16 protein-coding genes are annotated in these 26,957 nt (G+C 41.2%); 9 read left to right on the forward strand and 7 right to left on the reverse strand.

Translation table 11 applies throughout. The features are described 5' to 3' along the window. Positions 1 to 12 precede the first annotated feature (12 nt). The 9 genes from BUA96_RS02715 to BUA96_RS02755 all read left to right on the forward strand — a co-directional run bounded on the left by BUA96_RS02715 (position 13) and on the right by BUA96_RS02755 (position 15,323). A complete protein-coding gene (locus tag BUA96_RS02715; RefSeq protein ID WP_072980471.1) occupies positions 13 to 1,893 on the forward strand; it encodes a RagB/SusD family nutrient uptake outer membrane protein in 1,881 nt (626 codons plus the stop codon). Between the two features lie 18 nt (positions 1,894 to 1,911). Beyond that, the gene (locus tag BUA96_RS02720; protein WP_072980083.1) at positions 1,912 to 2,601 is read left to right on the forward strand and encodes a DUF3823 domain-containing protein; all 690 of its coding nucleotides are present in this window, start codon (positions 1,912 to 1,914) and stop codon (positions 2,599 to 2,601) included. Between the two features lie 174 nt (positions 2,602 to 2,775). After that, the gene (locus tag BUA96_RS02725; RefSeq protein ID WP_233430596.1) at positions 2,776 to 5,067 is read left to right on the forward strand and encodes a GH92 family glycosyl hydrolase; all 2,292 of its coding nucleotides are present in this window, start codon (positions 2,776 to 2,778) and stop codon (positions 5,065 to 5,067) included. Positions 5,068 to 5,078: 11 nt separating this feature from the next. After that, a complete protein-coding gene (locus tag BUA96_RS02730; RefSeq protein ID WP_072980087.1) occupies positions 5,079 to 6,527 on the forward strand; it encodes a Gfo/Idh/MocA family protein in 1,449 nt (482 codons plus the stop codon). A gap of 256 nt (positions 6,528 to 6,783) precedes the next feature. After that, a complete protein-coding gene (locus BUA96_RS02735) occupies positions 6,784 to 7,758 on the forward strand; it encodes a glycoside hydrolase family 43 protein (protein ID WP_072980089.1) in 975 nt (324 codons plus the stop codon). A gap of 27 nt (positions 7,759 to 7,785) precedes the next feature. After that, entirely contained in the window at positions 7,786 to 9,957 is a 2,172-nt protein-coding gene (locus BUA96_RS02740; RefSeq protein WP_072980091.1) for a beta-L-arabinofuranosidase domain-containing protein, read from the forward strand. A 41-nt stretch (positions 9,958 to 9,998) separates the two neighbouring features. Further along, entirely contained in the window at positions 9,999 to 12,290 is a 2,292-nt protein-coding gene (locus BUA96_RS02745; RefSeq protein ID WP_072980094.1) for a GH92 family glycosyl hydrolase, read from the forward strand. Positions 12,291 to 12,310: 20 nt separating this feature from the next. Further along, positions 12,311 to 14,626 carry a GH92 family glycosyl hydrolase gene (locus tag BUA96_RS02750; protein WP_072980096.1) on the forward strand — a complete coding sequence of 772 codons (2,316 nt, stop codon included), beginning with the start codon at positions 12,311 to 12,313 and terminating at the stop codon, positions 14,624 to 14,626. A gap of 4 nt (positions 14,627 to 14,630) precedes the next feature. Then, complete coding sequence (locus tag BUA96_RS02755; RefSeq protein ID WP_072980098.1) at positions 14,631 to 15,323, forward strand: SGNH/GDSL hydrolase family protein; 693 nt, start codon at positions 14,631 to 14,633, stop codon at positions 15,321 to 15,323. A gap of 69 nt (positions 15,324 to 15,392) precedes the next feature. Here BUA96_RS02755 and BUA96_RS02760 read toward each other — a convergent pair whose 3' ends face one another. From BUA96_RS02760 to BUA96_RS02790, 7 genes are all read right to left on the reverse strand, one after another. Further along, positions 15,393 to 16,520 carry an ROK family protein gene (locus BUA96_RS02760; protein WP_233430597.1) on the reverse strand — a complete coding sequence of 376 codons (1,128 nt, stop codon included), beginning with the start codon at positions 16,518 to 16,520 and terminating at the stop codon, positions 15,393 to 15,395. Between the two features lie 137 nt (positions 16,521 to 16,657). Continuing rightward, on the reverse strand, positions 16,658 to 17,485 hold the full coding sequence (locus tag BUA96_RS02765) for an alpha/beta hydrolase (RefSeq protein ID WP_072980101.1): 828 nt from the start codon (positions 17,483 to 17,485) through the stop codon (positions 16,658 to 16,660). 11 nt (positions 17,486 to 17,496) lie between these two features. Beyond that, on the reverse strand, positions 17,497 to 19,680 hold the full coding sequence (locus BUA96_RS02770) for a GH92 family glycosyl hydrolase (protein WP_072980103.1): 2,184 nt from the start codon (positions 19,678 to 19,680) through the stop codon (positions 17,497 to 17,499). Between the two features lie 12 nt (positions 19,681 to 19,692). Beyond that, positions 19,693 to 21,123: a glycoside hydrolase family 125 protein gene (locus tag BUA96_RS02775; RefSeq protein ID WP_072980105.1), complete on the reverse strand. Its 1,431-nt coding sequence runs from the start codon at positions 21,121 to 21,123 to the stop codon at positions 19,693 to 19,695. A gap of 295 nt (positions 21,124 to 21,418) precedes the next feature. Beyond that, positions 21,419 to 22,219 (reverse strand): discoidin domain-containing protein, encoded by an 801-nt coding sequence (locus BUA96_RS02780; RefSeq protein ID WP_072980107.1) that lies wholly within the window; start codon positions 22,217 to 22,219, stop codon positions 21,419 to 21,421. Positions 22,220 to 22,229: 10 nt separating this feature from the next. Next, complete coding sequence (locus BUA96_RS02785; RefSeq protein WP_072980475.1) at positions 22,230 to 23,849, reverse strand: RagB/SusD family nutrient uptake outer membrane protein; 1,620 nt, start codon at positions 23,847 to 23,849, stop codon at positions 22,230 to 22,232. 10 nt (positions 23,850 to 23,859) lie between these two features. Further along, positions 23,860 to 26,874, reverse strand: coding sequence for a SusC/RagA family TonB-linked outer membrane protein (locus BUA96_RS02790; protein WP_072980109.1), 3,015 nt, complete (start codon positions 26,872 to 26,874; stop codon positions 23,860 to 23,862). Positions 26,875 to 26,957 lie beyond the last annotated feature (83 nt).

The following is a 26,957-nucleotide window of genomic DNA, read 5'->3' on the forward strand; positions in this document are numbered from 1 at the left end:
AAAATGAATGCAATGAAAAAATATATATATTTCTTAATAATTCCCTTTCTGTTGGGCAGTTGTTCCTCAGATAGTGAATTTTTAGATCGCGAGCCTTCTAATATCCTAACTCAGAATCAAGCGTTTGGCAGTCCAGATATCGTACTATCAGTATTAGCCGACCTTTACAATCGCTATTATGATTTTGGTACTGTAGAAGATTGGTCTTCTCTGGCGCAATTTAATGTTGCCTTCTGGTCAGAAGCCGGTAGATATGGCTATTTTCAAAACGGAGGCTACGGCTACGGTGATTGGGGAACTTGGGACTATGGTTACATAAGAGAAATGAATCTTTTTCTTGAGCGTCTTGAGCTTTCTGAGGCTTTAGATCCCGCAGATAAAGCACGATTTGCTGCTGAAGGTCGGTTTTTAAGAGCTTCCTACTATTTTACAATGGTAAAACGTATGGGAGGCGTACCGCTTATTCTTGAATCTGAAACCTATGACTTTAGTGGAGATGCGACTTATTTACAACATCCACGTGAGACCGAAGCTGCGCTTTATGACTTTGTAATCAGTGAGGCTGATGCGATTTTAGCAGATCTTCCTTCTGATGTAAATACAAAATCAAGAGCGAGTAAAGGTGCTGTTCTCGCTATGAAGGCTCGTGCCGCCTTATATGCCGGTTCTATTGCTAGATATGGAGCGAGCACACCTCAGGTATCGTTACCTGGTGGTGAAGTAGGTATTCCCGTATCAAGAGCAGAAGAATATTACACTACTGCTCTAAGTGCTGCTCAGTCGATTATTAATGGCGAAGTAGGCAATTATTCACTATATGAGAAAAAGCCTAATCTGTCTGAAAACTTCGCAAGTATTTTTTATGATAAATCCAATAATCCAGAAGCGATCTTTGTCGAAGACTACAAACTGCAAAGCGGTAAAGTACATGGCTTTACTATTGCAAATCAGCCGCGATTTGGTGCTGAAGAAGAAGAAGGTGGCCGTATCAATCCGGCGCTGAGTTTAGTGCAGTCTTTTGAAACGTTAGACGGTGAGTATGCGCCGCTACCTATTGAGGATGCCTCAGGAAATCCTATTTATTACGATACACCAGAAGGGGTTTTTGCTAACAGAGACGCACGTTTAATGGGGACGGTAATAGTGCCAGGTTCTTCATTTAAGGGTCGTGAAGTAGACATTTTTGCAGGTATTCAGCTCGCCGACGGAACCATCATCAGCGGCGATTCTCGCGGACAACAAAAAGAAGTGATGGGCACAGATATGAAGGTCGTAGGTTTTGACGGACCAATAGACGGATTAGAATTTACAGCGCAGACCGGTTTTTACATTCGTAAATATCAAGATCCTAAAGCAGGGTCAGGTCAACGTGGAACACAAAGTGACGTATGGTTTATTCGTTATCGCTATGCAGAAGTATTGCTCAACGCAGCAGAAGCAGCTTTTGAATTAAATCAACCTGCTGTAGCAGCAGGTTATCTCAATCAAGTGCGTCGTCGTGCCGGGATCACAACAGATCTTGCCGCTGCAGATATCACTTTTGACCGTATCGCGCACGAGCGCTTTGTAGAGTTTGCTTTTGAAGGGTTACACTTTTTCGATCTTAAACGCTGGAGAATTGCTCACGAAGTGCTTGACGGTACACCTATGGATGCTGCTACAATAACCGATAATATAGGAGATGCGACCAAGCGACTTACGCAACCTTTCGGACTTTGGCCTTATAAATATTACAATCCGGGAGATGCTAATGACGGCACCTATATCTACAAGATTGTAAAGCCAAATCGCGTTACCAGTGCAGATCGTTTTCAGTTCGGGAACTACTACTCAGAGATCGGAGCAGGAATTCTAAACAACAATCCATTGATTGTCAGAAATCCTAATCAATAATTTTAAAAGCCTAAGATTATGAAAATCACAAATTATATATACTTAGCAGCGACAGCATTGCTCTTTGCATCCTGCGAAATTGACAACTATGACGAGCCGGAATCCTTTTTCACCGGAAACATCGTGTACAACGGGGAGCCTATTGAAGTTGGTGCGCGCGAAGTACGTTTTCAGCTCTTTCAACCCGGTTTTGGAGCCTTAGCTCCACTAGATATGCATCTGGATCTAGATGGTTCTTTTAGTGGACGCTTTTTTGACGGGGATTATAAACTGAAGTTCATAAATGGTCAAGGACCGTTTAAAGCCTATGAAGTGAACGAGCAACAAGGCGATACTATTTTTATTTCGCTACGCGGAAATACTGAAATGGATATTGAGGTACTTCCCTACTATATGCTTAGTGGCGAGACCTTTAGCGCAAGCAGCACTGCGGTTGACGCCGCTGCCAATTACGATCAGATCATTACAGACGCAGATGCAAGAGCTATTGAGTTCGCCAGATTATATCTTAACGATACAGAACAAGTCTCTAATAACGGAGATTATCATAGGGTATGGAGTGATATGACCGTGGGTTCTGGTAACCTTAGCGGCAGTACCGCTTTACCAGACGGCTATGCCAAGCCTTATATTTTTGCTCGCATTGGAGTTAAGATCGTAGGCGTAGAAGACATGCTTTTTAGCCCGGTTCAAAAATTAGACCTGTAAATTCTTTTTTAGTTGAAGTTGAGAAGGAAGTCCGTAAAGCAATTTTCGGGCTTCCTTTATTAAATATTAAAATTAACTTAAGAAATCTAAACTAAAGTAAAACGTTTTACTTATATTGAACCATTAAATTATTTCAAACGTTATAGTGAAACGCTTATTTTTAATATAATGCAAGTGTTTAAACAACAAATACAAAAACTCTTTCTTAGCCTGCTGCTCTTTGGTTTGAGTTTATATCAGCCCATAATAGCACAGCGTAACTTATCAGACTACGTAAACACGCTTCAAGGTACTAATTCTAAATTTGAACTTACCAGAGGTAACACCTACCCTACTACAGCGCTTCCTTTTGGGATGAATACCTGGACACCTCAAACAGGTACTAATGGCGACGGATGGAAATATCAATATTTTAAAGAAACCATACGCGGTTTTCAACAAGCACACCAATGTAGTTCCTGGAGTAATGATTATGCAGTATTCTCCTTAATGCCGGTAACTCAAAGCTTAAAGTTAAATGAGAATGATAGGCAATCTGGATTTAGCCATACTAACGAGACTGCGAAGCCCTATTACTATCAAGTAAATCTTGATAACGGAGTAAATACCGAAATGTCTCCCACTGAGCGAGGAGTTCATATGCGTTTCAGTTTCCCTAAAAATGAAAAATCTTATGTAGTCCTCGACGGCTATACAGGAATTAGCGGTGTTGAGATTGATCAAAAAAATAAACGCATTTCAGGATACGTGCATAATGGCAGAGGGATGGAGCGTTTTGAGCATTTTAAAAACTTTTTTGTCATCGAGTTTGACAAGCCCTTTAAGGCTTTTGGTACTTGGGATAACACAAATGGTGCTAAAAAAGAAAGCAATACCTCAGCAGAAGGCAAAGGTAAAGGTGCATATATTCAGTTTAATAATGGTGCTGATGTACAGGTGAAAATTGCCTCTTCGTACATCAGTCAGGAGCAAGCGCAACGTAATTTGAATAATGAATTAGGTAAAGCTAAAAATCTTGAGGCTACTAAGGCTGCTGCTAAACAAATCTGGAATGAGCATCTAAGTAAAATCTTAGTTGAGGGTGGCTCTGAAGAGGATATGAAAACCTTTTATTCTTGCTTTTTTAGAGCGAGTTTATTTTCTCGTAAATTCTATGAACTCAATGAAGCCGGAGAACCTTATTACTTTAGTCCGTATGATGGCAAAGTGCACGAGGGATATATGTATACTGATACCGGATTTTGGGATACATTTAGAGCACAGTTTCCGCTTAATGCGCTTTTATATCCTGAGATGCACGGCAGGTATGTTTCGGCTCTTTTAGATGCCTACGAGCAATGCGGGTGGTTGCCTTCTTGGTCCTTCCCTAGTGAAGCCGGGAGTATGATAGGGAATCACGCCATCACCCTATTTGCAGATGCTTGGGCAAAAGGTATACACACCTTTGACCCTCAAAAAGCTTTAGAAGCCTATTATCACGAAGCAACAGAAAAAGGTCCGTGGGGCCCGGCGAATGGTCGTCACGGTCATAAGGAATATTATACGTTGGGTTATGTGCCTTATCCTAAATATGGTGAAGCCACTGCTAAAACATTAGAATATGCCTATGATGATTTTTGCGGATATAATTTGGCAAAAATGACCAACAATACATTTTATGAGAATGTATTTGGTCGCCAAATGTATAATTATAAAAACGTATGGGATTCTGGTGTAGGCTTTATGCGTGGCAGAAAAGCTGACGGCTCCTGGGTTCCTGATTTTGATGCGTATGAATGGGGAGGCCCGTTTACTGAAGGGAATGCTTGGCACTACGTGTGGTCAGTATTTCAAGATCCCAAAGGTCTTATCAATTTAATGGGTGGAGAAGAACGTTTTAACGCTAAAATGGATTCTGTTTTCACGGTACCTAATACCGTTCACGTAGGAACCTATGGTGGAAAAATTCACGAAATGACCGAGATGGAGATGGCAGAAATGGGCCAGTATGCGCACGGAAATCAGCCTATTCAGCATATGATTTATTTATACAATTACTCGGGTCAACCCTGGAAATCCCAGCAAAAATCCCGTGAAGTAATGCGCAAACTATATAATTATACAGAAAACGGCTATCCCGGTGATGAAGATCAAGGTCAAACCTCTTCTTGGTATGTTTTAAGTGCGATGGGATTTTATAGTGTGTGCCCGGGAACTAACGAATATGTTTTAGGAAGTCCGGTTTTTGAGAAAACAACCATTTCTCTTGAAAATGGAAAAACATTCACCATTAAAGCCGCTGATAATTCACAACAGAATGTTTACATCAATTCAGCTCAACTTAATGAAAGCGCTTTCTCAAAAAACTACTTAACTTATCAACAACTTTTAGACGGAGGTACTTTTAACCTTCAAATGAGTGCTACACCAAATAAGAAACGTGGCATACAGAATACAGATAAACCTTTTTCACTCACAGAATATTAAAAACTAAAAACATGAAACAAAAAAAGAACTCCCATTCTACCGAAAGAAGAGACTTTATTAAAAAGGCTTCTATAGCTTCTTTAGGTATTTCTATTGTACCCAGACACGTATTAGGAGGTGTAGGGTTTACTGCGCCTAGTGACAAACTCGTTGTTGCCGGTATAGGTGTAGGTGGAAAAGGAGAAAGTGATATTAAAAGTTTTGCCGATTCTGGTTTGGCAGAAATCGCGTTCTTATGCGACGTTGATGACCGTAGAGCTGCTAACTCAAGAGCGCGTTTTCCAAAAGCGAAATACTATAAAGATTATCGCGAAATGCTAGATAAAGAAGGCGATAAGATTGACGCTGTTTCTGTTTCTACACCAGATCATAACCACGCTGTTCAAGCAATGGCTGCTATGGAAATGGGCAAGCACGTTTATGTGCAAAAGCCTCTGACCCACGATATTTATGAAGCGCGCCAGCTTACCGAAGCGGCAGACAAATACAAAGTGGTTACGCAAATGGGTAACCAAGGAGCGTCAAACAACGGTACGCGTTTAATGAGCGAGTGGTTTGATGCCGGCTTGATTGGTGAGATTGAAGAAGTATATTGCTGGACAGACAGACCGGTTTGGCCTCAAGGAATTCCTTGGCCACAAACGCCTGAAGCAGTCCCAAGCGAACTAGATTGGGATCTTTGGTTGGGTACGGCTCCTTATAAAGATTATGTAGGCGGCTTAGTACCGTTCAACTGGCGTGGCTGGTGGGATTATGGTACAGGCGCATTAGGCGATATGGGATGTCACTTGGTTGAAGTTCCTGTGCGTGTGCTTAACCTAAAATATCCTAAGGATGTGCAATGTAGCGTAGGAAGTGTGTATGTAGACGAATTCAAGCGCGGTTATTTCCCTGAAAGCTGCCCTCCATCAAGTCACGTTACAATGACCTTCCCTAAAACCGATAAAACAAAAGGAGACATCAAATTACACTGGATGGACGGAGGTATTCAGCCGGCTCGCCCAGAAGAATTGGGTCCAAACGAAGTCTTTGGAGACGGCGGAAACGGAGTGCTATTTGTAGGTACTAAAGGTAAAATGATGTGTGGTACCTATTCTGAAAATCCACAACTATTACCGACTTCAAAAACAGAACGCACTCAAGTTGCCGAAAAATATGAGCGTGTACCCGGCGGTGCAGGCGGTCATTACAAGCAATGGGTAGAAGCTGCTCTTGCCGGATACGGCAAAAAAGAAGTGAGTTCGCCGTTTAGCGTTGCAGGACCACTTACAGAGACCTTATTGATTGCCAATCTCGCTATAAGAGGTTTTGACATTCGCAAGGAACTTGAAAATGGAAACGTAGAATACCCTGGGCGTTATATTGAAATGCTTTGGGACGCAGAAAATATGCGTGTAACTAATTTTGAAGAAGCAAATCAATTTGTGAAGCGTAATTACCGTGAAGGGTGGAAATTATAATATATAGAAGCTAATACCCACCGAAGCAACACAGCTGATTGTGAACAGGAAATCTACTTTCTGGACCTTCGTTTCCTTTACAAGGTTTTTGAAAGTAGATTTTTTTATCTCAAAAAGAAATACGTAGTAAACTATCATTTGGCAAATCTCATACTCTTCAATCTTGAGCACCCGCCAATAAAATTTTAAAAATTCTCAGCACTACTAAAACGTTTTACTATTGTATGTATTATATTTAGAACCTCAATTTAGAATTATGAAAAAACTTTTAACGCTTTTACTTCTTTCGGCACTTTTCACCAGCTGTGCTCAAAAAAAAGAAGTTGCTAACAACAACCCTGTTTTTCCGGGATGGTATGCAGATCCTGAAGGGATCATTTTTGATGATATCTATTATATCTACCCTACTTATTCTGCTCCGTATGAAGAACAAGTATTTTTAGATGTATTCTCTTCGCCCAATCTCACCGAATGGACAAAGCACGAACGCATTTTAGATACTTCGGCAGTAAAATGGGCTAAGCGTGCAATGTGGGCGCCTTCCATCATCAAAAAAGACGATAAATATTATTTGTTCTTTGGTGCAAACGATATTCAAAGTGATGATGAATTAGGTGGAATTGGAGTCGCTGTAAGTGACTCTCCTGAAGGTCCGTTTAAAGATCATTTAGGCAAACCTTTAATTGATAAGTTTCACAATGGTGCACAGCCTATAGATCAATTTGTGTTTAAAGATAAAGATGGCTCGTACTACTTGTATTATGGAGGTTGGAGACATTGTAACGTCGCTAAATTGAATGATGATTTCACCGGTTTCATTCCTTTTGAAGATGGTACGATCTTTAAAGAAATCACACCAGAAAGTTATGTTGAAGGTCCGTTTATGTTTATCAAAGACGGTAAGTACTATTTTATGTGGTCTGAAGGTGGCTGGACCGGTCCTGATTACAGTGTCGCTTATGCCATTTCTGATTCTCCTTTCGGCCCTTTTAAAAGAGAAGATAAGATCTTACAGCAAGACCCGGAGATCGCTACCGGTGCCGGGCATCATAGTGTGATTCACCCTCAAGATTCTGACGATTACTATATGGTCTATCACCGCAGACCTTTAGATGAGACCGATCAGAACTCTAGAGAAACCTGTATTGACAGAATGTATTTTGACGAAAACGGTCGTATTAAAACCGTTAAGATCACCAATGAAGGCGTCCAGGCTCACCCCCTAGACTAACCGGACACACCACCAGAAATAACTAAAATGAAAAAATATAATCTAATGAGTTTCTTTGCAGGTTGCCTATTGCTGCTTTCCTGTGATGATTCTCAAAATAAAAATATAGACATAACTACTGTAGATAAGCCTTCGGTAGCTACAACAAATATAAATTATGTAAGCAATCGCGCTCCGCTTTCTCCAAGTGCGCTGATCAAACTTCCGCTAGGCGCAATCAAACCGGGAAGCTGGCTAAAAGAAAGTCTGCAACGTCAAGCCGATGGCCTTATGGGCAATCTTGGCGAGATCAGCGCGTGGTTACAAAAAGACGACAATGCTTGGTTATCTGATGATGGCACCGGTGCCTGGGGCTGGGAAGAAGTCCCTTACTGGTTAAAAGGCTATGCGAATACCGGCTATATTTTGCAAGATTCTTCGATGATCAAAGAATCGCAAATTTGGTTTGAAGCTGCGCTGAAAAGTCAGCGTGAAGATGGCAACTTTGGTCCTAAAATGTTTTCAGATCGCGATGGCTCTCAAGACTTTTGGTCCAATATGATTATGCTGTATTGCCTGCAGTCGTATTACGAGGCAACTCAGGATGAGCGCGTGATCGATTTGATGACCAAGTACTTTGAGTATCAAAACAGTGTGCCTGATGATAAAATGCTTTCAGGTGTGCACTACTGGCAAACCTTGCGTGGTGGTGATAACCTTTATAGCGTGATCTGGTTGTACAACCGTACCGGAGATAAATTCCTTTTAGATTTAGCCGAAAAACTACACCGCACGAATGCCGATTGGTCGAAGCGCGACAATACTTTAGCCGAAATTCACAACCATAAAGAAACACGGGAGGGAATGGAGTTCCCAGACTGGTTTAGCAAATTGGTTGACTGGCATAATGTAAATATTGCACAAGGTTTTAGAGAACCGGCGCAATATTATCAGCTAAGCAAAAAGGAAGAGGATCTGCAAGCCACCTATGACGACTTTAAGATCATAAGAGATTATTTTGGTCAGGTGCCGGGTGGAATGTTTGGTGCCGATGAAAATGCGCGTCCCGGCTATAGCGATCCTCGTCAAGGAGTTGAAACCTGCGGAATGGTAGAACAAATGAACAGTGATGAGCATTTGCTGCGCATTACTGGTGATATTTTTTGGGCAGACCACGCTGAAGAAGTAGCCTTTAACACCTACCCTGCTGCGTTAATGCCAGATTTTAGATCACTGCGCTACATCACAAGCCCCAATATGGTATTGAACGACGATGCAAACCACAGTCCGGGGATTGCGAATTCGGGTCCGTTTTTAATGATGAACCCATTTAGTTCAAGATGCTGTCAGCATAACCACGGGCAAGGCTGGGCCTATTTTACCGAAAATCTTTTTATGGCTACGCCAGATAACGGTCTTGCAGCTGTTCTTTACGCTGCAGGTTCGGTTACGGCAAAAGTGAGTGATGGCAAAGAAGTGACGGTAACTAATGACTCAAACTACCCATTTACAGAAAGTTTAGACTTTACCGTAAACACTTCAGAAGCTGTTGAATTCCCATTATATTTTAGAATTCCGGCGTGGGCCAAGAATGCTTCGGTAGCATTGAATGGTGAAGCACTTGATGCAAATCCTTCAGCAAATACCTATTTACGTATTGAGCGGGAATGGAACGACGGTGACACCATTACTTTAATCCTTCCGAAGGAATTAGGTTTACGAACCTGGGAAGCCAATAACAACAGTGTAAGTCTTGATTACGGTCCGCTGACTTTTTCGCTTAAAATAAAAGAAGAATATCCAACGAAGAACAGTTCGCAAACCGCAGTTTGGGATTCAAAATGGCAAAAAGATGCCGATGTAGAAAAATGGCCTTCTTTTGAGATTCATCCAGCCTCACCGTGGAATTATGGCTTAATTTTAGACAAAGATCATCTTAAAGATTCGTTCACCATTGAAACTAAGTCGTGGCCAGAAGACGATTATCCATTTACGGTTGATGCTGCTCCTATTGTGATCAAAGCAAAAGGAAAACGCATCCCGCAATGGACGATTGATCAATATGGTCTTGCAGGCGAACTGCAGCCAAGTCCTGTAAAATCTACAGAACCGGCTGAAGATATTGAATTAATTCCTATGGGCGCAGCGCGTTTACGCATCAGTGCATTTCCGGTGATCGGAGAAGGCAACGCCGCAACCACTTGGGAACCTACTAAATAAATCAAACACTCTAAACAGACACTAATCGCAAATTGAAGCTTATGAAAAAACTACTTTTAGGTTTGTGTACCACATTGCTAATCACTGCCACGCAAGCACAAGAAACGCTGGTAGAAGAGGTACCAAACCCTGTAGACTATGTTAACCCGCTTATGGGAACCGACTCAAGCCCGGGTTTATCAAACGGAAATACCTATCCTGCCGTGGCTGTGCCGTGGGGAATGAATTTCTGGACGCCGCAAACCGGACCTATGGGACACGGTTGGGCTTACACGTACAATGCAGATAAAATACGTGGATTTAAGCAAACCCACCAGCCATCGCCTTGGATGAATGATTACGGACAATTTTCATTAATGCCGGTAACCGGTGGTATGAAATTCAATCAGGATGATCGCGCGAGCTGGTTTTCGCATAAAGCGGAAGAATCTACGCCGTACTATTACAAAGTGTATTTAGCAGATCACGATGTAACGGTCGAGCTTACACCTACAGAACGCGCTGCACAATTTAAAATGACTTTTCCTAAAGCAGATAGCTCTTATGTAGTGATCGACCCTTTTGATAAAGGATCTTATGTAAAAGTGATCCCGGAAGAAAACAAGATCATTGGTTATACCACAAAATATGCGCGTGGAAAATTGACCAATTTCAAGAACTATTTTGTCATCAAGTTTGATACACCATTTAGTGATGTAAATACTTGGCAAAATGATACGCTGGCAAAAGGTCAAGCTGAAATGACAGCAGATCACGCCGGAGCGATCGTTGGTTTTAAAACGGAAAAAGAAACTGTAGTGAATGCAAAAGTTGCTTCGTCATTCATCAGTTTTGAACAAGCCGAATTGAATTTGGAGCGCGAAATTGGCAAACAAGATTTTGAAACTACCAAACAAAACGCACGAGCACTTTGGAATGAAAAACTAGGCCGCATTGATGTTGGTGGCGGGACTATTGATCAGGTGCGAACGTTTTATTCTTGCTTATATAGAACGTTATTTTTCCCAAACAAAATGTATGAGATCAATGCTAAAGATGAGATCGTACACTGGAGCCCGTATAACGGTGAAATCTTACCGGGATATATGTTTGCCGGTACCGGTTTCTGGGACACGTTTAGAGCGCTTTACCCGTTCTTAAACCTGGCTTACCCATCGATCAACAAAGAGATGCAAGCAGGTCTTGCCAATGATTTTAAAGAAGGTGGCTGGTTACCAGAATGGTCTAGCCCTGGTTATGCCAATATTATGGTAGGTAACAACTCGGCTTCTGTAGTTGCAGATGCATACATTAAAGGCTTGAGAGGTTATGATACTGAAACCCTTTGGGAAGCGCTAGTAAATGGTGCGAACAACGAAGGACCTATGACTGCTGTAGGTCGTGCCGGTGCACCATACTATAACGAACTGGGCTACGTTCCATATGATGTTGGTGTAAATGAAAGCGCCGCAAGAACACTAGAATATGCTTATGATGATTTTGCGATCTATCAATTCGGAAAAGCGATCGGAAAGCCTAAAAAAGAGATCGAGATCTATAAAGAGCGTAGTATGAACTACAAGAATCTTTTTGATCCTAGCTATGGCCTAATGCGTGGTAAAAACGAAGACGGAAGCTGGCAAGAAGATTTTAACCCGTTCAAGTGGGGTAACCCCTTCACTGAAGGAAACAGCTGGCATTACAGCTGGTCTGTATTTCACGATGTACAAGGACTTATCGACTTAATTGGTGGAGAAGAAAAGTTTATTAAGAAATTAGATTCTGTATTTTCTATGCCTCCTATTTTTGACGAAAGCGTTTATGGTGGTGTGATTCACGAGATTCGTGAGATGCAAATCGCAGATATGGGACAGTATGCGCACGGTAATCAGCCTATTCAACACATGATATATTTATACAACTACGCTGGTGCTCCGTGGAAAACACAATACTGGGCGCGTGAAACGATGGACAGAATGTATATGGCAACTCCGGATGGTTATTGCGGTGACGAAGACAACGGGCAAACATCTGCTTGGTATGTGTTCTCTGCAATGGGCTTCTATCCTGTTGCTCCTGCTACAGACCAGTACGTTCTTGGTGCTCCTTTATTTAAAAACATGACGATCAATTTAGAGAATGGAAAAGAGATCGTGATCAAAGCTCCAGAAAATAGCGATGAAAACCGTTATATTGAATCGATGAAAGTTGATGGTAAAACCTACAACAAAAACTGGTTAAGCCACGAAGAGTTGATGAAAGGAGCCACCATAGATTATGAAATGAGCGATACTCCTAATAAATCCCGAGGAACCAAAGAATCGGCGTACCCGTATTCACTTTCTAACGAATAAATCCAGAGACCTTTAAATACATGACACGAATTACATTCAAGGGTTTATGCACCGCCGCAAGTTTACTTGCGGCTGGTGTTTTTAACACCCAAGCACAAGAAGACCTTGCCAAATATGTAGACCCGATGATCGGGACTGCAAAAATGGGACACACCTATCCCGGTGCTACTGTACCTTTTGGCAGCGTTCAGTTAAGCCCGGATACTGATACGATTCCATATGCGGTTAATGGGCGCTACAACCCTGACGTTTATAAATACTGCGCCGGTTATCAATATGAAGATTCAACTATTGTTGGATTCAGCCACACACATTTTAGCGGAACCGGTCACTCTGATTTGGGTGATTTTCTAGTAATGCCAACGGTAGGAAAACTACAACTCAATCCGGGAACAGAGACTAATCCGGACAGCGGTTACCGCTCTCGTTTTTCTCACGATGAAGAAACCGCTGAAGCAGGCTACTATGCCGTTAATCTAAAAGATTACGGGATCAAAGCCGAAATGACAGCCACCACCCGTGTGGGTATGCATCAGTATACGTTTCCAAAAAGTGAGCAAGCGCACATTATTCTTGATCTAAAATCAGGAATCTACAATTATGATGAGAAAAATGTGTGGACAATTGTTCGCGTAGAAAACGATTCGACCATTACCGGTTATCGTCAAACCAGCGGTTGGGCGCGTACGCGTAAGGTTTATTTTGCAATGACGTTCAGCAAAGCCTTTAAGAGTTATGGTCAGGAAAAACAAAAGGGACAAGTTTATCGCGGATTCTGGGGCCGTTTTGATCAGGAGCATAATTTCCCACAAATGGCAGGAAACGACCTGAGACTGTATTTCGATTTTGATACGGAAGAAAATGAAGCGATTCAGGTTAAAATGGCATTATCGCCTGTAAGTACCGAAGGTGCACTCAACAATATGGAAGCAGAAGTTCCGGGTTGGGATTTTAACACTGTAAAGCAACAAGCCCGTAACACTTGGAATAAAGAATTGCAAAAATTTACAGTAGAGACTTTAGAAGAATCTGATAAAGTAAATCTGTACACCGCAATGTATCACGCCTTTTTAGGCCCAACCGTTTATATGGACGTAGACGGAAAATATATGGGACTTGATCGCAATGTGCACGAGGCCGATGGCTTTACCAATTATACCAGCTTTTCGCTTTGGGATACGTATCGTGCGTTGCATCCCTTATTCAATGTATTGCAGCCACAACGCAATCAAGATATGGTGCAATCTATGATGGTTCACCAAGAACAAAGTGTACATCATATGCTTCCTATCTGGTCGCATTATGCTAATGAAAACTGGTGTATGATCGGTTATCATTCAGCTTCAGTAATTGCAGATGCTATTGTAAAAGGCAATGCAGATTTTGATCAGAATGCTGCTTTAGACGCTTGTGTAGAGACGGCGCGCGTTCGTTATTTTGACGGTATTGGCGACTATATTGATATGGGTTATGTTCCTGAAGATAAAAGTGGCGCTTCGGTATCAAAAACTTTAGAATATGCTTACGATGACTGGGCGATCGCGCAAGCCGCTAAGAAATTAGACCGTGACGAAATCTATAAAGAATTTATCGAGCGTTCTACCTATTGGAAAAACGTGTATGATAAATCTATCGGATTTATGCGTCCTAAATTGAGCGACGGAAGCTTTAAAAAAGAGTTTGACGCCTTGAACACGCACGGTCAAGGATTTATTGAAGGAAACAGCTGGAACTACAGTTTATACGTTCCTCAGGATCCTGCAGGAATGATCGATCTTATGGGCGGAAAAGAGAAATTCAGCACGCATTTAGATTCTTTATTTACAATGGAATTGCCTGATAAGTATTTTGAAAACACCGAAGATATTTCGCGTGAGGGAATCATTGGGAACTATGTACACGGTAACGAACCTTCGCATCACGTGGCTTATTTATACAACTGGACCGATGATGCCTACAAAGCGCAGGACAAGATCAGAATGATCTTAAAGCAAAAGTATATGACCGGTTCTGATGGGTTGAGTGGTAATGACGACTTTGGTCAAATGAGTGCCTGGTATTTATTCAGCAGTTTAGGATTTTATCCTGTAGCTCCGGGATCGGTAGATTATGCTTTAGGAAGCCCTGCGGTTAAAGAAGCAACACTTAACTTAGATAACGGAAACACCTTCAAGGTTGAAGCTAAAAACCAGTCTGAGAAGAATGTATACGTGCGCAAGGTAGAGCTGAATGGCAAAGAACTTACCGAACCATTCATCACGCACGATCAGGTTATGAACGGTGGAACGCTTACTTTTTATATGAGCAGAAAACCTAATAAAAATCTTTATAACTAAGTTTATGAGCAAATTTGTCCAACTTTCGGTATGTATAGTTTTTATGGTTTGGGGTAGTATTTTTAAGTCAAAGGCACAAGATTGGCCTAATTTAAAGCGCTACGCCGAAGCCAATGCCCAAGTAGATTCGATCTATGCAAAAGAAAACAGAGTGGTCTTTATGGGCAACTCCATTACCGAAGGTTGGGTCAATAGCGATCCTGATTTCTTTACCAAGAATAACTTCATTGGTCGCGGAATTAGCGGTCAGACCACGCCTCAGATGCTGTTGCGTTTTAGACAGGATGTAATCGATCTAAATCCGGTAGCGGTAGTGATCCTTGCCGGGACCAACGATATCGCCGGAAATACCGGCCCGATGACTACAGCGCAGATTTTTGACAATATGGTTTCTATGGTTGAACTGGCAGAAGCCAATGGCATTGTTCCTATCGTCTCTTCTATTCTTCCTGCGGCTAAATATCCGTGGAAGCCTGAGGTTGATTCCGTAGGTCCTATCTTAGAACTGAATACGATGCTGAAGTATTACTGCGAAGGAAAAGGCTTGGTGTATCTAGATTATTTTTCTGAAATGGTAGATGAAGAAAACGGTCTTCCCGAAGCACTATCTTATGATGGCGTGCATCCTACAGATGAAGGCTATCAAGTGATGGAGCCGTTGGCATTAGCAGCAATTAAAGAAGCGCTTAAAAACTAAATACTGCTTATAGTATCAAAAAAAAACCTGCTTTATAAAGCAGGTTTTTTTTATGTCTTGGTGAATGCTCTACACCAGCTCTTTATACAAATTTTTCTTGTCTAGATAATCTAGCGCCAAAGCATAAGCCCCGAGACACACAGATGTGCTTGTGCCTAATTTACTAATGCCGATAGCAATGCGTTTTTCCTTATTGTATTTCGCTTTTGCTGTACTGAAAGGCACCTTAACCTCATACTCAGAATCGGCCGTAAAAGCATTCAATTGTGCAGGATCGTCTATATTAAAAACCTTTGAAATCGCACGAGGCATACCCTCATTTTCTAAATTATAAATACAGCCCGAAAGATGCTCAATAATCTTAGGTACAATAAATTTTGAAGCTCCCGCAATGCCGCCACCAATTACGATAGGGCCATCTACAAGCGCTAGTGCATTGGCCAGAGATTCTGCCACTGCTGTTGCCATTTCTTCAAAAGCATTGATCGCAGCTTGTTTATCACCTTCCTTCTCCCCGCTTGCAATTTTATAAATCTCACGAGGCGAGATCAATTCGGTTGTTCCTGACTGCTCAGCATATACACGCTGAATGGCGCGAATACTCACACTTTCTTCAACTACGGTTTTTGGTTTGATGTAATTTCGAGTGAGCCAGATTTCGCCTGCGGCGGAATTATCACCTAAACAGATCTGGTTATTTACCACAATACCACCACCAAAACCGGTGCCTAAGGTAATGCCAATCAAATTCTTATACGTCCGGCTTATTCCTGCTGCTGCCAATGATTCATTAATGAACGGAAGCATTCCCGCTACCGCTTCGCCATAAGCAAACAGATCTCCATCGTTATTGATCAGCGTTGGAATCTCAAAAATCTCCTCAAGCATAGGTCCTAAAGCCACGCCACCTCTAAATGCAGGTAAGTTCACCAGATCACCAATGATTCCGTTTTTATAATCTGCAGGTCCCGGAAATGCAAAACTGATCGCCTCAGGCTGCTGCCCGTTGAGTTGGGCTTTTACCTGATCAAATCCTTTAATTATCGTTTTGAGACAACGCTCTAGATCGTCTGAATTAGAAGGTAATGTGATAGGTTGAATAATCTCTTCTCCCCGCTGCAATGCCGAAAAAACAAAATTAGTTCCTCCTGCATCAAGCGTCATTACAATCCGTTCATCTTCGTAAATATTCTTCATTCTTTGTTTGGTACTCTAAAAACTATTAATAATACCGTCCCTGGTGAACCTGCAAAAGTACGATAACTAAAAGGTTTTACTAAGAACATTTCTATTAGATTCAGTAATAACTTTAAAAACTTCTTCTTAATCTGTATTTATTGCTCAGATTTGACCGAATTTTCAGCTACAAATCTCAATAACAAGGGGTAAGCAGGATGCGTCATATTGTGTCCATAGCCTTGCATTTCGTATTGTTTTATGTGTTGCTGTCCTGCGACTTTCATCATTCGGTAGAAGTAGGCATTCTCTTCATACCTCCCTAACATTTCCAGTTCTCGATCGCCGGTAATCAAGAGTATAGGCGGCGCATCATTCCGTACAAAATAAAGCGGAGCATAGGCGTCTACTATGGGTTGTTCTCCCGGAATGCCACGCTCTGCTCTAATGGTAAAATGAGTAATGGTATGCCCGCTAAACGGTATCAATCCCGCGACGTCATTAGCATTAATATCATATTTAGCAAGACGACTTTTATCCATAATACTCATCAAGGCCAAATAACCTCCTGCGGAATGCCCGCTCACAAAGATATTTTTTGAGTCACCATTATAGGCTTCGATATTTTTAAACGTCCAGGCGATCGCTGCAGTTGCATCTTCAATACAAACCGAAGCTTTAACTTTAGGAGAAAGCCTATACCCTACTCCGACAATACAGTAGCCCTTGTTTTTTAAAGCTTGCGGAATTTCTTTAGAGCCGCCGGTGAGGCCGCCGCCGTGAAACCAAATAATCACCGGAACATCTTTTTTATCTTCAGGATAGTAAATATCTAGACGCGCTTGTGAAGCGAGATAGGTGTCAGATTGCTGAAGTGCTTTAGGGTAGTAATTGATGTTTTCAATTGTTTTATAGCTGATTTCCTGCGCCACAACGGGTTCCAAAAAGCTTAGAACAACGATAAAAAATCCGACTAATTTCCTCATAAAAATTGCTTTTACTCTACGTTTAATTTTAAATCGCCTCCAAGCATCAATTGTTCCTGATCAATAAAATAGCCATCAAGCGTTTTTCCGTTGTATTGAATTTGCTTTAGCGTTCTTGATGTTCCTTCTTTGGAGGTTTCTAATGAATTTCTACCTAAATTCCATTTTACGCGGTCAAAAACGGGAAGACTTACTAGATACTCATTATCTGCCGGTGACAGCGGATACAGTCCAGAAGCTGCAAAAACATACCAAGCGCTCATCTCCCCCGCATCATCCATCCCGCTAAATGCCAAACCGGTTGGTCCTACCCCATAATAGTCTTCTAGAAGCGTGTCTACAATGTGCTGGGATTTTTCGGGCTTATTGATAAAATAATAGGCAAAGGGTGCCTCGTGATCGGGCTGATTTCCGTGGCAGTATTGACCTAAAAATCCGCTTACATTGCGCGCGATATGTTTAGGATTCCAAGGTAAGGTGAATAAGGAATCTAGCTTTTGCTCAAAAGCTTTTTCACTTGGATATAAAGCTACCAAACCATTCATATCGTGCGGCACGAAGAACGCAAGTTGCCAAGCATTGGCCTCGCGATACATATACTCATAATATGGATATTCTGCATCAAACGGACTTATAAAAGATCCATCAGCTAGCTTACCGCGCATAAAATGTGTTTTTGGGTCAAAGACATTCTTGTAATTCTTTGCACGTGCAGCGAGATCTTTGGCGTGATTGTCATCATTTAAAGCTGCTGCCAACAAAGACAAACTGTAATCATCGTAAGCATACTCAAGCGTTTTTGAAACACCGGCCTTTGCTTTAGTTTCTACATGCGGATTTTCAACATCAGGGTCTGAAATAAAACCTTTTTCTATGTATTCTGCGATGTGTGGTCGTGTGCCGCCTTCTTTATACGCATTGTTTAGAAGCTGCTCGTAGGCTTTTTTCACATCAAAATTCGTAATGCCTTTACCATAAGCCTGTGCGACAAAAGGTGCAGCGTGATCGCCGTGAAAAAAGGTAGGCATAAATCCGCTTTGAGTTCCTTTGTCGATTAACGATTGAATGATATCACCGGTAACTTCCGGCGATAATAAGCTCAATAAAACCAATTTGTTGCGATACGTATCCCAAAGCGACGGATTGGTATAATACCGGAAGCCTTTATTTTGAACCGTTCCCTGAGCATCTGTAAACTCCCCATTGTGATCACTGCGCAAAGCCGGCCACTGCAAGCTTCGGTATAACGAGGAATAAAAAAGCTCTTTCTCTTTTTGGCTTCCGCCGGAAACTTGGATCTTAGACAACACAGCCTCCCAAGTCTTTTCCGCAGCTTGGTGTATTTCCTCAAAAGTTTTAGTCCCTATTTCTTGCTGAAGATTTTCTCGTGCATTTTCGGTACTTACAAAAGACAAACCTATTTTTAAAGTTACCGGGTTTGGCGAAGCTTTTAAATTCAGAATCGCATAACCTTTATCTGTATTTGGGTTTACTTGCTGGAGTTCGCTGATCGCCTCGCTGAGTTCTACCGAAAAATATACTTTATCACCTCCCGTACGCTGAAATCCTTCAAGTGTCTTACGCCCGGTTTGTCGCAGTTGCCACTCGTCAACGTGATGATTTGCGCGTCCCAGATCAAATAGAATTGTATGTGCCGAATTATCATCGAAAGTATAGTTGTGAAAACCCGCACGCAAGGTTGATGTAACCTCAACCTTAACCTTGTAATCATTCAAATAAACACTGTAATAGCCGGCGGAAGCATTTTCAGTCTCTTTATCAAAAGAAGATTTAAAAGGTACCGAAGCATTTTCTGCAATTGGCAAAATCGGAATATGACACAAATTCCAGTGCCCTTTATTGGTATGTGTAAAGCCTAGAATTTCATCGTCTTCATATTCATAGCCGGCGCCGCTTCCGTATTGGGTAATGGGACTCAGTTGTACCATCGCATTAGGCAGCGTCGCGCCGGGATAGGTTAATCCTGCCCATACCCGCCATCCTTCAGGCGGTGTGTACCCTATAAAATCAGGATCTGTGAGCGGTGCGGTACCGTGAAATGGATTGACATAAGCCACCGGGTTTTCTACGTAGGCTTCTTTTTGTTGCGCTGTTACAAGATTGCTGAGGCTTAACAGCGTAACTGCAAAACTAAATAGTATCTTCCTACGGAAAGCGCTAGCGTTGTGTTTCATCAACTTTTTATTTTAAATCGAATTGAGTAATTGGGGTTTCTCCTGATAGATTTTCCAAAGTAACTCTCCAAACAAGGTGTTTGCCCAAGCAAACCAAGATCGGGTAAAGTCAGTAGGATCATCTTTATGAAAAGTCTCGTGCATAAAGCCAGTTCCGCCGTGCGTATTCTTGAGCATTTTGATGCACTCCTTAATTTCTGCATCTGAAGTGCTGGTCAAGCCGCGCATCGTAATCGCCATCGGCCAGATCATATTCATACCCACGTGCGGTCCGCCAATGCCTTCGGCAGCCGTTCCTTTAAAGAAAAACGGGTTGTCTAACGACCAAACAAAGTCTCGGGTATTTTGATAAATAGGATCGTTCACATCTATCGCGTCCAGATAAGGCAAAGAAAGTAAACTAGGCACGTTAGCGTCATCCATCATCAAATGGTTACCAAAACCATCAGTCTCAAAAGCATAGATCTTACCGTATTTTTCGTGTTCAGTCACACCATATTTAGCAATCGCTTCTTTGACCTCTGATGCTAAAGCTTTCAGTTCGTTTGCTAGAGCGGTTTCTTTTTGAAGTGTTTCAACCATTTCTGCAGCCTGATTTAAACTTACCACCGCAAAAAAGTTAGACGGAATTAAAAATGAATACACCGTAGAATCGTCACTAGGTCGAAAGGCGCTACAAATCAAACCTACCGGTTTTACAGGATACCCTTTCCCACGAAGAAAGCGCGTATCGGTTCCGTTAGAAGTATTTCGACTGAAAGAATACGGATTGGTACCGTCTTTCTCCTGTTGCTCTTTGAATGTTTTTAAAATATTCTTGATCGCCGCCAGCCACTGTTTGTCAAAAGGAGCTGTGTCTCCGGTGGTTTTCCAATAGTTGTAAGCCAAACGAATAGGATAGCATAAAGAATCTATCTCATATTTACGCTCGTGCACTCCCGGAAGCATAGCGGTATTATCAGAGGTCCACTCCCCTTTTTTCTCAGGATCGTCATAAAATGCATTAGCATACGGATCTTTTAAAATCTGACGTGTTTGCCTATTGATCACACCGGCGATAAGGTTTTTAAGATCTTTATCCTCGTCTGCAAATTGCATATAAGGCCATACTTGCGCAGAACTATCCCGCAACCACATGGCATCAATATCTCCCGTGATCACATAGGTATCTGGCGCTCCTTTATATTTTGAATAAGTAACCGTAGTATCTAATGTGTTAGGAAAACAGTTGTTAAATAACCAAGACAGCTCTTGATCGTCAACATTTTTTGAAAATTCTTTAATCGCCTTTTCAATGGCCTTACTCTCAAAATTACGCTGCCCTTCCGGCACACGCACTGTTGGAAATTTTTTAAATAAACTTTCGGCAAAAAGGCCAGTAGGATTTATCACGGTTAAGCCTCCGGCTAAGGCCGTATTTTGAATAAATGTTCTTCTTTGCATAATGAGGATATAAAACACTACACTTTAGCTATTTAACACCTTAAACACTAATAAGCGTAGCATATACGAAAACGATATTTTTGTAATTTAAGTGAAAATAAGTAAAACGTTTTAGTTATTCAAGTTTTTTATCATTAATTATTGCTTAAGCAACTTCTCTAATTCCATTGGATTTTTTAGAGATATTTTATACTACTTGACTGCGTTAATAAAAAAAGCCGCCAGACGTTATGTCTGGCGGCTGGGGCTAAATAAATCTTTTCAAATAAATAAAGATTCTTTTTTATTCTTGAGCTTAGAATGGTAATAAGAATAATCTCCATTCTGTCATTTGAAACAAACTGCCTCCACCATTACTTGAAATATCTAATCGGTAGAATTTATAAGCGGTATTATTATCAAAATAGAATTCTCTGGTTTGAGTACGATCTGAAAATCTGTAATCTTCTCTGCTGTCAAGGGTGATCCATGTTTCACCATCTTGTGAACCTTGTATCTCCCAATCCTGTGGATCACGATCTGGAGCATCATTACCTGAAGTAAACGAATAATAACCCGCAACAATAGGTTCTTCAAACTCTAGATTTATCCAAAACGGAGTGACAAAACCAGATAGATATTTTGTAGTCAAATCTCCATCAATAAGCTTAGTTGATCCTTCACGACCTTCTGCTCCACCGCTGTATTCCCGGTTTACCGAGATCGTACTTTGATCTGTAATATCTACAGGAGGCCCTGCGATCACTTTTAACGGCGCAGTATCTGTAAGTGAACTGTCATCTGCTGCCGTAACACGCAAAACAGTTTCTCCAGATCCGGTTGCGGTTAGGGTTACAGATTTATCCTCGTTTACTTGTAAGTCAGCTACGCTAGGATCTTCTACCTCCCAGATATAATCGCGTTGGGGAACAACATTAGGCTCAAAGGTAGCCGTGACATCCAGCGTATTTCCTGATTCCAGTAAAATGATGTCATAATTATCGAGATTGACTCCGCTTTCAACGATGGCGTCAAATTCGCGCCTTCCCTCACAAGATGCAAACGCAATAAGGAGAAGCACGACCGCCGGTTTTATAGAATTTAAAATTGTTTTCATAATATACTTTTTAGTATCCTGGGTTTTGAACAAGGTTAGGATTTGCTTGTAATTGTCTGTATGGAATAGGATAGATCGTCAAGTTAAGATCTCCTGAAGGCTCGTGATCCCACCAAGATCCTGTGGTGAATTCACCAAAACGAATAAGATCAGTACGACGTTTTCCTTCAAAAATGAACTCTCTACCACGCTCAATTAACAATTCACTCATCGTTAAAGATGTCGTTGTATAGGCTTCATCTGCCCAATCATCTGAAGTAAAGTAACGTACCTTACTAGCATTGATAAGATCTACCGCTTCTTGAGTTGCGTTACCATTATTTAAACGCATCAAAGCTTCGGCTTTATTAAAATACAATTCAGTTAAACGGTAAACCACGTAATCCCCTTCTAGATAGTTAGGGTCTTCTTGTCTACCCGAACGGTATTTATGGAAACGCGCACCGCTATTCTCTTCTCCATCAGTCATAGAACCTTCACCGGTTTGCCCTTCAGTATTTCTACGAATGTTATTCACGTAGATAAATGGCTCACCATTATACTCTTCAGATCCTAAAATAGGTTCCTCTGTACCAAATTTATATTGAGGTCCAAATAAAAACCATTCTTGCTTACGAATGTCATTTTCCTGATATGCATTGAACGCTGTAGGAATTACAACAAAAGCATTATTACCGCTGTAGTTTACGTCTAAAGCTGCAGTCATATTAGAGAAGCCCATGTAAAACGAAGCCCAGCTGTATCCAAAGTCATTTTGACGACTGAATGGAAACTGAAAGATGTTTTCTGGAGAATCTTCATTTGTATTATTGAAAGGTCCTAACGGGTCTTGATCTAACGCAATGTTTCCGGTTAACGAACCTCCTTCTCCATTGATCACTTTATCAGCATACGTGATGCTTTCTTCCCAGCGCGGAGTACCTGACCATACTTCAGCATTAAGGTAAAGCTCAGATAGAATTGAATATCCTACAGCTTTACTCATACGTCCAATAAGCTGTGGTGAAAGTGGCTGAAGTTTTTCAACATTATCTAAAAGTTCTTGCTCAATAAAAGCAAACACTTCTTCTCTAGAAGCAGTAGGTGGATTGTTAGGCTCACCTACGGTGGTTACAATAGGTACATTACCCCACATATCCATAATTTTCATATAGTGATATGCACGTAAAACCTTAGCTTCAGCAACGATTGAAGCCAAACGCTCCGGAGTTACCCCAATAGATGCTGCATCTACAGCCTCAATACTCTCGATAGCCGTATTTACAAAACCTAGACCGGTCCACATGAGTCTCCAGGCATTATTTAAACGCCCCTCTTGATCAGTCCATGTGTGATAATGTTGACGTATGTGGTCTGCATTGTCGTAACCGTGACGTCCCTTTTGAGGCCAAGCGGTTTGATCTGCCGAAAGTTCGTTATGGTAGTAATAACCATTTTGGCCAGACCAAGCCAACCACGCCTGCATATGCGTGAACGGTCTTAAGTTAGCTTGTACGAGTTCTAATTCAGTTTTATAAAAATTTGATTCTGAAAGTTCTGAATATGTAGTTTCTTCAAGGTCTGTACACCCAATAGTAAGTAACACTCCCATTGCGCACGCAGCCTTCTGAAATAAGTTTATCTTCTTCATCTTCTTAATATTAAAAGTTAACATTGACACCTGCGGTAACCGTTACCGTTCTTGGGTAAAAGTTTCTATCATCTATACCAGGATACAACCCGGTATCTTGTACTTCAGGATCACGGCCGGTATATCCGGTAAAGGTTGCAAGGTTTCTAGCACTACCAAATAATCGTAATGCACTAAACGGACTGTTCTCTCCCAAGTTGAAGTTATAGCCTAGAGTCAGGTTATCTAATTTGACAAAGTCCCCATTCTCAAGATAGTAATCTGAATATTGTGGTGCTTCTGTGATGTTGTTGTACTGTCCTAATGCTGAAGTAAGCACGTTACCCGGCAGTAAACTTGGATTGCCATAGAATAGATCTACGGTGTTCAAAATATCATATTTGAATTTACCGCGTAGCAATATGGTAAGGTCAAAATTCTTATAACGGAAGGTATTGGTCAAAGAAGCATAATATTTAGGCAAACCATTACCAATAATCGCCTTGTCTTCCTCGGTCATATCACTGGCTCTTCCGATAGTCCCATCTGCTTTATGGAATAACCATTTACCATCAACAGTAAAACCGGCAAAGCGTTTTCCGTAGAAGTTTCCGATAGGGCCACCTTCAGTATTTCTAATTGCATCCCCTAAGTTTCCTGGGTTACCAATATTTCCTCCGTAAAGTTCACTCACAGAGAAGATTTGATTAGAAAGTGTTGTAAGCTCGTTGTTTTGATAACTTCCTACAAAATCCACATTCCATTTAAAATCTCCTTCTTCAAACACACGGTAACTCAGCGCGAGTTCTAAACCATTATTGGTGATATTCCCTACGTTTGTATAAATACTTCCCTGTACAAAAGGTGGCTGAGGAACATCATAACTCAGCAATAAGTCCTCGGTACGACGTGTATAGTAATCAATAGAACCACTAAGCTTGTTAAACCAGAATCCAAAATCAACACCAATATTGAATTCCTTCTTGGTTTCCCACTTAAGATCTGGGTTAGGGTTCTTTACAGGACCATAGGTTTGATAGTAAGTAGCACCATCAGCACCATCTAAAAATACAGGGTATTTACCTCCTGTTCCTAAAGTCACAATAGATTGGTAATTAGGAATCCCTTGGTTACCCGTAATACCATATCCTGCACGTAATTTAAGATTGTTTACCCAAGCGGCACCTTCCATAAAATTCTCATCAGAGATCAACCAACCTCCGGATATCGCAGGAAAACTAGCCCACTTGTTATTGGCTCCAAAACGTGAAGAACCTTCGTGACGCACAGAGGCTTGTAAAAAGTAACGATCAAGATAGTTATAACTCAAACGACTGAAATAAGCGATAAGCGTATTATCTTCTTTAAAACTTGATAAATTAGGACGTGGCAAATCTGTATCAGTGATCGCGTTACCCGCACCAAAATTCCAATCTTCAAAACCATCTGTGGTAAAACCACTGTTATCCATAGAATATTCTTCGGTGGTTGAGTACTGATAACTATAACCTCCTAGTAATTCAAAGCCGTGATCTCCAAAATCTTTAGTGAAGTTGATTGTTGGCTCTACAGTTTGAGTATAATCTATATGATTCCCTTTATATGCATACCCGGTTCCGAAGTAAGGACTACCAGTGTTATACTGCTGATAATCTTGCGTTGAACGGTAAAAGCGATCATTCCAAGAGTTTCTTTGATAAGAACCAAAAACAGAAGCTACTAACCCGGGAATTATTTCATACCCAAGTTTTACGTCCCCTGAAAAAGTAATTTGCTTACGCTGATTAAAACGATTTGCATATTCAGAAAATGGGTTATACCCGTTCTCCGGCTGGTAAAAACCATAACGCCCTTGGTTGAACAACACCCCTTCTTCTGAAGTATTAAATGGTGCATAAATAGGCGCCGTAGGATTCCAGTCTGTCACAATACCGAATTGGTTACCTCCTAAAAGGTTTGCGTCATTTACATTAACAACAACGCTAGAGGCAAAAGTAAGTTTGTCATCAAGTCCTTTTTGATTGAAACTTGCGCGCACTCCAAATTCTTCTCTTCCATTTTCCAAAGCAATACCTTCAGAATCTTTGTAGTATAATGAAGCTCTGTAATTACCATTTTCGTTACCGCCAGAAGCAACGAAGTTATGATACTGTGTAAGATTAGAACGGTTAACCAGTTCTTCAAAAATATCAGTAGAAGCTCCTAGATCATTATTAGCGCTAATGATTCCGTCTGCGATAGCAGCTCTAAATTGATCTGCCGATAGAAAATCTGGTTTACTGTTTACATAATCGCGTGAAACAAAGCTTGAGTAATTAAAAGTACTCTTACCCTTCTTTCCTTTTTTGGTAGTAATTAAAATTACCCCGTTGGTCCCTCGTGTACCATAAATTGCTGCTGCTGCACCATCTTTAAGTACATCAAAAGACTCGATATCATTTTGCTGAAGTAAATCAAGATTACCTCCCGGAATTCCGTCAATTACAATAAGTGGTGAAGTAGAACCGGTGATCGAGGTCACCCCTCTAAGCTGTATTGCTGTACCACCATTAGGATTGTTTCCTCCTGCTCTGGTGATCTGTAGTCCCGCAACTTTACCTTGAATCAATTCAACCGGTGAGGATACCTGCCCTTGATTGAAATCATCAGTATCTACTTTAGTTACAGCGGTAGAAACGGCTTTACGCTCTTGAGAACCGTAACCAATTAAAACCACCTCTTCAAGTGATTCTTCATTCGATTCCATCGTTATCGTAAACGAATTTTGAGAGCCTACTGCTTGCTCTACGTTAGTCATCCCCACATAAGAAAACACAAGTACAGCGTTATTAGAGGCAACATCTATACTAAAATTTCCATCAAAATCTGTCGCCACACCATTGGTGGTTCCTTTTTCCTGTACCGTAACTCCCGGCAAAGGCATTCCTCCGGGATCAGTGACCGTTCCCGTAACGGTTTTTCCTCCCTGTGCATAAAGCGTATGTAGCGATGTCATACCTAATGCAAGGAAAAAAACCAGAATAAATCTTTTAAAGTTTTTGTCCATAATTGTTCGGTGTTTCTGGAATTTCAAATTCCCATTAATGCATGTTTAAGTTTTAATTGTTTTTCGCAAACGTTAAAGTAAAA

This window comes from Leeuwenhoekiella palythoae (assembly GCF_900130045.1).
Taxonomy (GTDB): domain Bacteria; phylum Bacteroidota; class Bacteroidia; order Flavobacteriales; family Flavobacteriaceae; genus Leeuwenhoekiella; species Leeuwenhoekiella palythoae.